Genomic DNA, 11634 nt, shown 5'->3' with positions numbered 1-11634 from the left:
GTACGGGGGTGGGCGGGGGTGCTCAGGCGGTTGCCGGTTCCGGGAGGCGGGATTCGGCTACGGCCAGGCCGGCGACTGCGGTGAGCAGGAGGAGCGTGCCGAGGACGGTCGCCCCGGTGAGGTGTTCCCCGAGGAGCGTCACCGCGAGGATGGCGGCGCTGACGGGTTCGATCAGCATCACCACGGCCGCCGTCGTCGCACGGACGGCGGCGACGCCGGCGAAGTAGAGCGGATAGGCGAGCGCGGTGGTGACGGCGGCGACGTAGGCCATGAGCAGCAGGACGCGCCACAGATGGCCGGTGTGCGGCACCAGGCCCTCGGCCCAGGCGAGGGGCAGCAGGACCGCGGCGCCGATGCCGAAGGACCACATCGTCAGGCTGTAGGGGTCCTCTCCCCCGCCGCCGCGGCGGCCCGTCCAGCGGGCCAGAAGCGTGGCCACGGCGTATCCGGCGGCGGACAGCAGTGCCAGGCCGACCCCGAGGGGGTCGACGGTGCCCGTCCGGTCGCCCAGGACGAGGACGGCCAGGCCGGCGAGGGCCCCGCAGACCGCGAGGACCCCGCCCCGGCCTATCCGCTCGTTCAGCAGCAGGCGCCCGCCGATCGCGGTGAAGACGGGCCCGGCGCCCAGGGTGACGATGGTGCCGACCGCGAGGCCCGTCTCCTGTACCGCCCCGAAGTAGGCGGTCTGGAAGACGGCGAGGCCGATGCCCGTGCCGATCAGGAGCAGCAGCCGCTGTCCCCGCAGCCGGGGCCGCGGCGCGCCGGGTGCGGAGGCGGGGGCGGGCCGGACGGGGAGGAAGGCGCGGGCGGCGAGCAGCAGCGCGAGGCCGCTGACGTACCGCCAGAAGGAAACGGCCATCGGGCCGAGGTCGCTGGACCGGTAGATGATGTCCACGGCGGCGCCGGTCGTTCCCCAGGTGGTGCCGGCGACCGCGAGGTAGATCAGGCCGCGCGCCACGGAGCGCGACGCCTTCGCGCCGGGGTCGTTCGCGCCGGGGTCACCGGCCGGGAACGACGGCTCTACGGGCGTTTCGGACACGGATTTGGACACAGTGCGTTCTCCAGACGGAGCGGATGGTCATGGGGACTCCCGTGCGCGGGCACACCCGGACAGCGCGTCGGCCTCCGGGGCCCGGCGCGCTGATGGGACGTGGCGGCCCGCGTCAGGCGGCGGGAGGCGCAAGCACTGTCGAACGCATGACGACCACCCTACGCCCTCCCCCGGCTCAAATGATCAACGTTCCGGCTGCCGTTGGCGGAAACTGGCCGCTGGAGGAGCGAGATCAGGCCGTTCAGCCGTGCTCGGCGAACGCCGCGGCGATCTCGTCGTGTCCCGCGCCCGCCGCGAGCAGCAGCCGCAGCAGGACCCTGGCCTTGTACGGGTCGAGCAGCCCGCCGTTGATCAGGCCGCGCTGCTGGAGGTCGGTCTCCGAGCCGGGGGCGCGGTAGGTGTGCCGCAGCACCGGGCCGCTGCCCGTGCGGGAGGTGAGGACGACCGGGATGCGTGCGGCGAGGGCGCCCAGCACGGGCGCGAAGGAGGCGGGCACGTGCCCGGCCCCGAAGCCGGCGACCACCAGCCCCCGGTGGGTTCCGGCGAGCCCTTCGAGCGGGCCGGGGTCGTCGTCGAGCGTGACGCAGTGCAGGGCCACGCGGGCGGCGTCGAGCCGCGCTCTGCCGATGCCGGGCGGCAGGACGGCGCGGCGCGGCGGTGGCGCCAGGACCCGCACCCGCCCTTCGGCGACGAGCCCCACCGGGCCTGTGTCCGGGGAGACGAAGGCCGCCGCGCTCGTGCTGTGGGCCTTGCGCACCCACCGCGCCGCGTGCACCTGGTCGTTGAAGACGACGAGCGCGCCGAGCCCGCGCGCCGCGGGGGAAGCGGCGACGCGTACGGCCGCGAGCACGTTGGCGGGCCCGTCGGCGCCGGCCATGGCCGGCTGCCGCATCGCGCCGGTCAGGACGAACGGCGCGTCGTGCGGCCACACGAGGTCCGCGAGGAACGCGGTCTCCTCCAGGGTGTCGGTGCCCTGGGTGACGACGACGCCGGACGCCCCTTCCGCCACGGCCCGCGAGGCGGCCTCGACGACGTCGAGGACCTGCGCGAAGGTCAGGCTTCCGCTCGGCACGGCGTGGGCGTCCCGTACGTCCAGCACTTCCCCGACCTCACCCAGGCCGGGTACGGCCGCGGTGATCTCGGCTCCGGTCAGCCGCTTCCCCTCGGCGCGCCCGGACACCGATATCGTGCCTCCGAGCGCGAACAGCGCGATGCTCACGTTTCCTCCCGCCATGGCCGCCCGGCCGCAGCCGGGCTACGCGCCCCGGATCAAGTCCGCGGCCTTCTCCGCGATCATGATGGTGGGTGCGTTGGTGTTGCCCCGCACCAGGGTCGGCATGACCGAGGCGTCGGCCACGCGCAGGCCCCGTACGCCGTGCACCCGCAGCTGGTTGTCGACGACCGGTCCCATGGCGCAGGTGCCCGCGGGGTGGTAGAGCGTGTGCGCTTGCCGCCGGGCGAAGCCGAGGAGGTCCTGTTCGCTGTCCGAGCGCGGCACGAGGAAGTCGGAGCGCCGGTGCGCCCGCAGGGCGGGACGGCCCGCGATGTCGAGCAGGACCCGCAGGGCGCGGACCGCAGCCGCACGGTCCTCCTCCGTGGAGAGGTAGTTGTGCACGATGCGCGGCTTGGCGCTGGGCATCGCCGAGCGGAGGAAGACCTTGCCCCGGGCGGTCGCGTCCAGCAGGACGGCGCCGTGGTGGAAGGCGTGGGCGGCCGGGGCGCCGAGGCCTTCGTCGTGGAACATGGCCGGAAGCGCGTGGATCTGCACGTCCGGCGCTTCCAGACCGGGGAGCGTCCGTACGAACCCGCCCGCCTCCCCCGCGTTCGAGGTGAGCGGCCCCCGGCCCTCGGACTCCAGCAGGGCGAGGTTCTCCGGGGACATCGCCGTCAGCAGCGTCTCGGTGTCGGTGAGGTGGATGACCGGCAGGTGGACGTGGTCCTGGAGGTTCTCGCCCACGGGGAGGTCGGCGCGCGGGGTGATGCCCAGCGCCTCCAGCTCGGGGGCGATGCCGATGCCCGAAAGCATCAGCAGCTGCGGGGAGTTGTAGGCGCCGGCGCAGAGGACGACCTCCCGCTCGGCGCGCAGTTCCACCATCTCTCCGTGGTGTTCGGCTTCGATGCCGGCGGCCCGGTCGCCCGAGAAGAGGAGCCGGGTGCACTGCGCGCCGGAGAGCACGGTCAGGTTGGGCCGCTCCAGGGCGGGGCGCAGGTAGGCGTCGGCCGTGCTGCACCGCAGGCCGCCCCGCTGGGTGAGCTCGTAGTAGCCGAAGCCGTCCTGCTCCGGGCCGTTGAAGTCCGGGTTGAAGGGGTGGCCCGCCTGCTGCGCGGCCTCCACGTACGCCGTCATGAGCGGGCTGCGGGACCGGCCCCGGCTGACGGTGAGCGGGCCACCGGCGGCGTGCCGGGCGGACGGGCCGCCGTGGTGGTCCTCGGCGCGGAGGAAGTACGGGAAGACCTCGTCCCAGCTCCAGCCCTTGGCGCCGGCGTCCGACCAGGCGTCGTAGTCCCTGCGGTTGCCGCGGATGTAGATCATCGCGTTCATGGACGACGAACCGCCCAGGGTCTTCCCGCGCGGCAGGTAGCAGCGGCGGCCGTCCAGGCCCGGCTCGGGCTCCGTCGCGTAGTCCCAGTCGTACTTCGTCCGGAACAGCTTCGCGAACGCCACCGGTGTGCGGATCTCCGCGGCGTCGTCGGGCGGGCCGGCCTCCACCAGCAGCACGCGGACCCCGGGGTCCTCGCTCAGCCTCGCGGCCAGCACGCAGCCGGCCGATCCCGCCCCCACGACGACGTAGTCGTGGGTCTGGTGCTGTGCGTCCCGTGCGCCCTGCATGGGCGTCCCCTCCCGGTTCCCGGCGATCGGTGCGACGGCGCTCCCATGATGGCCCCCGCCGGTGGGGGCGACCAGACGGGCCGGATGAGCCGGATGAGTACGCGCACCCGTGCGTTCTGAGTACCCGGCCCGAAGCGGGCCCGCCAGGCCTGGGGGTTCAGTGGACCCATGAACGACCGAACGACAACCGAGCGCGCCGCGGAGACGACGGAGACGGACGACGAACTGCGGCGGTCCTGGGCCGCCGCCAACGCCGCGGACGCCGCGGACGCCGCCGAGGCCGCGGAGGCCTCTGCCCGGGCACGCGGTGACCGGGACGAGGACGGCCGCGGAGCGCTCATCGTGCCCGCGGTGCTCGCACTGCTGCTCGTCCCCGTGGCCCTCTGCTTCGGTGGACTCGCCCCCATGGCCACCGACAGCTGCGGCCCCGACGACTGCTCCCGCGCCCTCAACCAGGCCCTGGAAGAAGTGATGGCCGGCCTGTACCTGACCGTCGCCGGCACGCCGGCGCTGCTCCTGACGGCCGCGGTCCTGCCGCGGCGCATGCGGTACGCCGCCGGGCGCAGGATCGCCGCCTGGAGCGCGCTGCTCCCGCCGCTCTTCGTGATCCTCAGGGTCCTCAACCTGCCGTACTGAGCCTGCCGGCCGTCCGGAGCGGCCGGTCCGTCGTGCGGCGAGGCTTGCGAGGGGGCGTGCCGGGGAACGGCTCCGGGTAACGAGTGCATCAGGTGCGTCAGGGTGAGTCAGGTGCGTCAGGGATCCGTGAGCAGCGCCGTGTTCGGCGCGACGGGAGGGACGTGTGATGTCGGACGTGGTCGTGTCGGACGAGGTGCGGGAGGCCCTGGAGCGCGGCCGTCCGGTGGTCGCCCTGGAGTCGACGATCATCGCGCACGGGCTGCCCCGGCCGCGGAACCTGCAGGTGGCGGAGGAGCTGGAGGAGCTCGTACGGGAGGGCGGCGCCGTTCCCGCGACGATCGCCGTGCTGGACGGCCGGCCGTGCGTGGGGCTGGACAAGGAGCGGCTGGCGCGGGTGGCGGGTGAGGACGGCATCCGCAAGCTGGGGCACCGGGACCTGGCGCCGGCGGTCGCGGCGGGGGCGAGCGGCGCGACGACCGTGTCCGCGACGGCCTTCCTCGCGGCGCGGGCCGGGATCCGGGTCTTCGCGACAGGCGGGCTGGGCGGGGTCCACCGCGAGTGGGCGCAGACCCAGGACGAGTCGGCTGACCTGCGGCTGCTGGCGCGGGTGCGGATCGCGGTGGTCTGCGCGGGGGTGAAGTCGGTCCTGGACGTGCCCGCGACGCTGCAGCGCCTGGAGACGCTGGGCGTCGGGGTGCTGGGGTTCCGGACGGCGGAGTTCCCGGGCTTCTATCTGAGCAGTTCCGGCGAGCCGGTCGACTGGACGGCCGGGTCCGCGGCGGAGGTGGCCGGCGTGCTGCGCGCCCAGGACGCGCTCGGCGGCCCGGAGTCGGCCCTGGTCGTGGCGAACCCCGTGCCCGTGGCGCAGCAGCTCGACCCGGCCCTGCACGACCGGGTGCTCGCCGAGGCGCTGACGGCGTGTGCGCGGGAGGGCGTCACGGGTCAGGCGGTCACCCCCTTCCTCCTCGACCACCTCGTCCGGCACACCGGCGGAGCGTCGCTGGAGGCCAACGTCGCGGCGGTGCGGGGCAACGTGCGGCTGGCGGCCGAGATCGCCGTGGCGTACGCCTCATGACGGGCCCCGGGGCGGGTGTTCGCGGCGGGGCGCTGCTCGTCGTCGGAGACGTGGTGACCGATGTCGTCGCCCGACACCGCACGCCGCTCGCTCCCGCCACCGACACGGCGGCCGACATCGTCACCCTGCCGGGCGGCGCGGGAGCCAACGTGGCCTGCTGGGCGGCTCGTTCGGGCGTAGCGGATGTGCGTCTCCTGGCCCGGGTGGGCGCGGACGCGGCGGGGCCGCACGAGCGTGCGCTGCGCGCCGCCGGGGTGCGGCCGCACCTCGCGGTCGATTCCGAGGCCGCTACGGGGACGGTGATCTGCCTGGTCGGCGGGGACGGCGAGCGGACGTTCCTCACCGACAGCGGAGCCGTCGTACGGCTGTCGCCCGCCGACTGGAGCGACGATCTCCTCGCCGGGGCGGGTCACCTGCACCTGTCGGGCTACCTCTTCTTCGCCGAGAGGAGCCGGGCGGCCGCGCGGACCGCGCTGGAGGCGGCCCGCGCCCGCTCCGTGCCGGTGAGCGTGGACCCGGCCTCCGCGGGCTTCATCGCGGGCCTGGGCGTGGACCGGTTCCTGGAGGCCGTCGCGGGAGCGGACGTCCTCCTGCCCAACGGGGACGAGGCGGCGCTCCTGACCGGCCTGCCCGACCCGGCCGATGCGGCGGCGAAGCTGAGCCGGCACTTCCCGCTGGTGGTCGCCACGCGGGGCGCCGGTGGCGCGCTGGTCGCGGCCGCCGGCGCGGTCGCGGCTCGCGTCCCGGGCGAGCCTGCCGCCGCCGTGGACACCACGGGCGCGGGCGACGCCTTCACGGGAGCCTTCCTGGCCGCCTGCCTGGCGGGCCACGACCCGGCCGCGGCGGCACGGCGGGGATGCCGGGCGGGCGCGGAGGCGGTCACCCGCACCGGCGCCCGCCCGACCGGCGACGCGGGCTTCGGCCCCCTCTGATCGCCGACGGCCCGTCTCGGCCTGCTGCTCAGTCCTCCGGTGACACGCCGAGGTCGCGGCGCATGGCGTTCCTCATCGCCCGGAGGGTCTCCCAGATCTCGTACTGGGCCCGGGAGGCGCTCTCCAGGGTCTCGCCCGGGCCGGGTTCGCCCCGTTCGAGGCGTTTGACCTGGCCGTACACCTGGGTCAGGGCCTGGTTGGCGGCTCTCGCCCGGACGAGCACGGCGGCAGGGGCGATCATCTGCGCCTCGGAATACCGGTCGCGGTGAGCGCTCCGCGCCTCGTCGAGCGCTGCCCTGTCGGCGTCCTCCACGCCTCGTTCCCGCATGACGTGCAGGTGGCGGTTGAGTGCCGTGGTGAACTGCCGGGCGTCCCGGTTGAGCTCCACGTAGCACGTACGCCGCAGGGAACGGTACTCGCGCGCGTCCTCAAGGGCGCGGACGAGTTCTATCTCCCGGCGCTTCGCGCGCTCGGAGCCGCGCTGAGTGAGCAGCGCGGCCCCGAGGGTTCCCGCGACGCCCGTCACCGCGATGATCACGGAGCTGGGATCCAACGGTCCGTCCTTTCCCGGCCTGAGCGACCGGCGGCTCCTTTTTGCGCGGCAGCTCAGCCCGCCGCGTCTGCGGATTCGCGGGGGTGGGGGATCAGCGTTTCCGTGCCCGGCTGCTGGAGGGAGACGGTGCGTGCCGGGGCCGGGATGCGGATGCCCTCCTCGCGGTAGCGCTGGTGCAGGCGCTTGATGAATTCATGTTTGATGCGGTACTTGTCGCTGTACTCGCCGACCCCGAGGATCACCGTGAAGCCGATCCGCGAGTCGCCGAAGGTGTGGAACCGGACGGCGGGCTCGTGGTCGGGGACCGCGCCGGTGATATCCCGCATCACGCTCTCGACCACCTCGTTGGTGACCCGCTCGACGTGCTCCAGGTCGCTGTCGTAGCCGACGCCCACCTGCACGGTGACCGACAGCTTCTGCTCGGGCCGGCTGAAGTTGGTCATGTTGGTGCCGGCGAGCTTGGCGTTCGGGATGATGACGAGGTTGTTGTTGAGCTGCTCCACGACGGTGATGCGCCAGTTGATGTCGCGGACGTAGCCCTCCTCACCGCTGCTGAGCCGTATGTAGTCGCCGGGCTGGACCGTCTTCGAGACGAGGATGTGCACGCCCGCGAAGAGGTTGGCCAGCGTGTCCTTCAGGGCCAGGGCGATCGCCAGACCGCCCACGCCGAGGGCGGTGAGCAGCGGGGCGATGGATATGCCGAGGGTTTCCAGGATGATCAGGAAGCCGATCGCCAGGATCACGACGCGGGTGATGTTGACGAATATGGTGGCGGACGCGGCCACGCCGGACCGCGACTGCGCGACGCTCCGCACGAGACCGCTGACGACGCGGGCGGCGGTGAACGTCGCCGTCGCCATGACGAAGGCCGTGAGCACTTCGTTGACGGTGTGCCCGACCTGGCCGGTCAGCGGGAGGGCCGCGGCTCCCGAGGCGACGCCGCCGGCCACCGCGGCCCACGGGAGGACGCCGCGCAGCACGTCGACGATGATGTCGTCGCCCTCCCACGCCGTGCGGGCGGCCCGCTCCCCGAGCCAGCGCAGGATCACCCGCAGCAGGAGGGCGACGGTCACGCCGGCGGCGACGGCGATGCCCGCGACGATGACGTCGTGCAGGGTGAGGTCGCGGTTCATCGGTGTCCTCCTGCCGTTGCGGAGAACGGAGCGACGGCGTCGCAGGCTGCCGGTAGCCCGGAGTAATGGTTCGTCACCTTGTACCTGTCTGTCCTGACGGTTCGTGAGCGCGCGCCGGGGCCACGGAAGTGGATCAGCGCGACAGGACATCCTGCACCACGCCCGTTTCGCGCCCGCACGCCCGGGTGGCGATCAGGGCCGGAACCACTGCGGGTGACATGTGGTCAAGGCCGCACGCCGGCTAGCCCTTCGCCGCCGGCCGGGGGTCCAGCGTGGCGCTCTCCATCACCCTGTCCACCTCCCGGTTCTCCGCCGGCCCACCCGGCTGCGCGATGCCGAGGAGGAACGCCGAGCGGCTGTCGTCCACGGCGATCAGGGTCAGGCGGAGGTGCCCTGGGGTGCCCGTGCCCCGCTTGCCGTCGCTGACCTTCAGCGCCACCGTGTGCGCGGGGCGGCCGTCGACCGTCGTCGGCCGGGACTCCTCGGGCGCGGAACTCCCGTCCGGGTAGAAGAACTCCGCGTTCGAGCGGGCCGCCCGCTCCGCCTGCCGTTGCAGTTCGGGCTGCGGTATCGCCCGGGCACGGCCGGCGAGGACGGTGCTGCCGCCGGCCTCGCCGGTGTACTCGTTGCGGGCGCGCTCCTTGGTGACCGACGAGGTGAAGGCGCCGATCAGCTTCTGCTGCCCTTCGTGCTCCCACCCCTCGGGTATCGCGTAGGAGAGCCCGGCGGTGGTGTCCGTGACGCGGGGCCGGCCGGCGTACGGCCGCCCGTCCTCGTCGCGCGTCATCCACCACCCGGCGGCGACCCCGGCGACCAGCACCAGGACCAGGGCCGCCACGGCACCCACGACCACCGTCCGGCGGTGCCCCGGCCGCCCGGACGGGGAAGAGGGCGGAACCGGGGGCGCGGGCGGAACGGCGAGGGGAGGGTGAGGCGTCGTCATGGCCCCCAGCGTCCGTGATCCGCGGGGGACCTGCCTGAGCGCTCGTACTCACTCGCGTACTCATGTGCGTACGCGCAGGGGACGCGCATGAGTACGTGCTACCAGTGGGTCAGTTGTTCCAGGGGTTGGCCGGCTGGTCATTGATCGCTGTCCAGAAGCGCGTGCCTGCGGGGACGTCTCCGTAGGCCCAGAAGCTCCAGCCTCCCGAGCTCTCCAGGTCGGGCCCGTATCTGCCGTCGTGGAACTCGGCCATGCGCCAGCCCGTGCCGAAGGTGTTCGCGCAGACGCCGTCGGCGGCCGCACGGCTGGTCAGCCGGGTGCCGCGGATGGGGTTGGTGGCCGCGACCGCGCCCCGGGCCCAGCCCGCGTAGAAGCCGGGGGTGATGCCGGCGGGGGCGGGCCGGCCGTCGATCCTGAGGCAGAGTACGGGCAGGGCCGTGGTCGTGGCGGTGTCGCCCTGGTACGGGTTGCTCAGGGGGCCGCCGCCGACCTGGACGGTCCCGCTGGGGCCGTCCGCCATCAGGGTCCAGGTCATGGCCTTGCCGCCGGAGTCGGCGCCGGGCGCGGACGCCGCCGCGGGGGTTGCGAGGCTTCCTGCCGCGGCGAGCGCCGCGACGCCGAGAGCGAGAACCGTCTTCACCGAACGCATGGCTTCTCCTCACTGATGTGACGCGAGATGCATGGCGCAACGGTGCGGATTCTCCACGCTCTTCACAGGACCTCCAAGGCGGGAACCGGCCACCGGCCACCGGCCACCCGTGCCGGCGGCGACAGGGGGGCGGCCCGGCTCAGCCGAAGCGTTCGACGAGTTTCCTGAAGGTGTCGAACGCCGGCTTGGGCGCGTAGTCGTCGGTGGTGAGCCCGAACCGGTGGAACAGGCCGGGGTTCGCACTGTCGGCGTCGCGCAGGGCGAAGTGCGTGTAGCCGCTCAGCCGCAGCGGCCCGGCCTGGGCGGCGATGACGCCGATCACGGTCTCGACGACCTCGGCCTGCCGGTCGACGGTCCTTCCGGGCGCGGTGGGCCAGCCGTGCTCGGTGATGTGCAGGGGAAGGTGCCCGAGGCCGGCGGCGCCGAGGACCGCGTGGCGGTGGTGGCGCAGGAGCCCCTCGACCGCGCCGGGGAGGTCCGGTGCGGAGACGGGCCGGAAGACGTCGGGGAAGAAGTCCAGGCCCGCGTAGTCGAGGGCGGCGGTGAAGGCGTCTCCTCCCCGGCGGGTCAGGCCGGTAACGAAGGAGACGGCCGGTCCGAAGAGAGGTGTGGTGTTGAAGCCGATCCTCAGGTGGCCGTGGCCCAGGCTGCGTGCGTGCTCCTTGGCCGTGATCACGCCCCGGACGATCGCCTCGTGGACGCCCGGGTAGGCGCCGTCGAGCGTGGGCACCGACGTGACGTTCGGCTCCTCGGTCACCTGCAGCGTGCTCGTGACGTCTCCGTACTGCTCGACCAGTTCACAAAGGAAGGCGCAGTAGCCGTCGACGTCGCCGGAGGCGGACTGGTACTGGGCGACGAGGTCCAGGCTGCGGCCCCGCACGGCGTACCGGGCGGCGGTTTCCGGTGCGGTTGTGGCATGGGGCCCGCCGGGGCCGGTGGCGTCGGTGAACGGGATGTAGGCGCGGACGAGGAAGGGGCGGCCGGGCAGCCCTTGGAGCAGGTCGAGCGCGGCTGAGATACGGGACGGGTCGTCGGGCGGGCCGGCTGCCAGGCCCCCGGCGTCGTCGCCGGACACGCTGCCCGGGTATATCCCGAAGAGCATTCCGTCATGCGCTGTCCGCGTCATGGGCGGCCGTTCCTCTCGGCTCGGATGCAAGCCTCGGATGCAAGCGGGGCGGAGGGCGCCGCCGCGGTGGTGGGCCACGTCAGTGCGCCGGAACGGATGTCGTCGGCGACCGAGTCGATCCACGCCGTCTCGGCGCGGGCGAGGCACAGCGCGTACTCGGCCTCGATGACGTACAGGCGGGGCGCACCGGCGGCCCGTGCGGAGGCCAGGCGTTCCTCGTCGGCCTCCGTGCGCTGCCTCAGCCGCCGGGCCCGCTCGGCGAGAGCGTCCACGGCGCCGTCCGGGCCGAGCGCGCCGAGGTAGGTGACGGCGCCGAGGAAGCGGGTGAACTCGCGCTCGGGGTTGCGGATCTCGCGGTCCAGTCGCCGTACGAGCTCTTCGCGTCCGGCGTCGGTGAGCGCGTAGACGGTCCTCTCCGGGCGGTTTCCCGAGCGCTGCTGCCCCTGAACGGCCACCCAGCCCGCCTCGCTGAGGGCGGCAACGGTGTTGTAGAGCGTGCCCCGGGTGATCGCGGCTGCGTGACTGTCGCTGCGTTTCCGCAGCTCGGAGAGCATCTGGTAGGGGTGCGCCGGCTGCTCCAGGAGGAGGCCCAGCACGGCGGGCACGACGGGGTTGTCCAGGGCGCGACGTGGCATGGTCGAACTCTAACAGTCTAAATAGACTATGCACGCCGGAAGGGGGGGGGGGGGGGGGGGGGGGGGGGGGG

Annotated in this window: 12 protein-coding genes; 3 read left to right on the top strand and 9 right to left on the bottom strand. The window is 73.8% G+C overall.

Annotated features, from left to right (window positions below; translation table 11 throughout):
* Nucleotides 1–22: 22 nt before the first annotated feature.
* The 3 genes from ACSNOH_RS28930 to ACSNOH_RS28920 form a co-directional block, all read right to left on the bottom strand.
* Entirely contained in the window at nucleotides 23–946 is a 924-nt protein-coding gene (locus ACSNOH_RS28930) for a DMT family transporter (RefSeq protein ID WP_436724393.1), read from the bottom strand.
* A 346-nt stretch (nucleotides 947–1292) separates the two neighbouring features.
* The gene (locus tag ACSNOH_RS28925) at nucleotides 1293–2270 is read right to left on the bottom strand and encodes an asparaginase (protein ID WP_436724392.1); all 978 of its coding nucleotides are present in this window, start codon (nucleotides 2268–2270) and stop codon (nucleotides 1293–1295) included.
* 36 nt (nucleotides 2271–2306) lie between these two features.
* Nucleotides 2307–3881, bottom strand: coding sequence for a GMC family oxidoreductase (locus ACSNOH_RS28920; protein WP_436724391.1), 1575 nt, complete (start codon nucleotides 3879–3881; stop codon nucleotides 2307–2309).
* Nucleotides 3882–4049: 168 nt separating this feature from the next.
* On the opposite strand from ACSNOH_RS28920, the gene ACSNOH_RS28915 reads away from it, so the two are divergent.
* The 3 genes from ACSNOH_RS28915 (at nucleotide 4050) to ACSNOH_RS28905 (ending at nucleotide 6524) form a co-directional block, all read left to right on the top strand.
* A complete protein-coding gene (locus ACSNOH_RS28915; protein ID WP_436724390.1) occupies nucleotides 4050–4517 on the top strand; it encodes a hypothetical protein in 468 nt (155 codons plus the stop codon).
* Nucleotides 4518–4683: 166 nt separating this feature from the next.
* Complete coding sequence (locus ACSNOH_RS28910) at nucleotides 4684–5592, top strand: pseudouridine-5'-phosphate glycosidase (RefSeq protein ID WP_436724389.1); 909 nt, start codon at nucleotides 4684–4686, stop codon at nucleotides 5590–5592.
* Nucleotides 5589–6524 (top strand): carbohydrate kinase family protein, encoded by a 936-nt coding sequence (locus tag ACSNOH_RS28905; protein ID WP_436724388.1) that lies wholly within the window; start codon nucleotides 5589–5591, stop codon nucleotides 6522–6524. The genes ACSNOH_RS28910 and ACSNOH_RS28905 overlap by 4 nt, the downstream gene beginning before the upstream one ends.
* Nucleotides 6525–6552: 28 nt before the next feature.
* On the opposite strand, the gene ACSNOH_RS28900 is transcribed toward ACSNOH_RS28905, so the two are convergent.
* From ACSNOH_RS28900 to ACSNOH_RS28875, 6 genes are all read right to left on the bottom strand, one after another.
* Complete coding sequence (locus ACSNOH_RS28900; RefSeq protein ID WP_436724387.1) at nucleotides 6553–7077, bottom strand: hypothetical protein; 525 nt, start codon at nucleotides 7075–7077, stop codon at nucleotides 6553–6555.
* Nucleotides 7078–7130: 53 nt separating this feature from the next.
* Nucleotides 7131–8210 (bottom strand): mechanosensitive ion channel family protein, encoded by a 1080-nt coding sequence (locus tag ACSNOH_RS28895; protein ID WP_436724386.1) that lies wholly within the window; start codon nucleotides 8208–8210, stop codon nucleotides 7131–7133.
* 241 nt (nucleotides 8211–8451) lie between these two features.
* Nucleotides 8452–9153, bottom strand: a complete 702-nt coding sequence (locus ACSNOH_RS28890; protein WP_436724385.1) for a hypothetical protein — start codon at nucleotides 9151–9153, stop codon at nucleotides 8452–8454.
* 109 nt (nucleotides 9154–9262) lie between these two features.
* A complete protein-coding gene (locus ACSNOH_RS28885) occupies nucleotides 9263–9802 on the bottom strand; it encodes a hypothetical protein (protein WP_436724384.1) in 540 nt (179 codons plus the stop codon).
* Nucleotides 9803–9941: 139 nt separating this feature from the next.
* The gene (locus tag ACSNOH_RS28880; RefSeq protein WP_436724383.1) at nucleotides 9942–10928 is read right to left on the bottom strand and encodes a hypothetical protein; all 987 of its coding nucleotides are present in this window, start codon (nucleotides 10926–10928) and stop codon (nucleotides 9942–9944) included.
* Complete coding sequence (locus tag ACSNOH_RS28875) at nucleotides 10925–11563, bottom strand: helix-turn-helix transcriptional regulator (RefSeq protein WP_436724382.1); 639 nt, start codon at nucleotides 11561–11563, stop codon at nucleotides 10925–10927. Before ACSNOH_RS28875 ends, ACSNOH_RS28880 begins: the two co-directional genes overlap by 4 nt.
* Nucleotides 11564–11634: the final 71 nt, after the last annotated feature.

Source organism: Streptomyces sp. URMC 127 (assembly GCF_051386535.1).
GTDB lineage: Bacteria > Actinomycetota > Actinomycetes > Streptomycetales > Streptomycetaceae > Streptomyces.
This window is presented reverse-complemented; position numbering and strand designations above follow the sequence as displayed.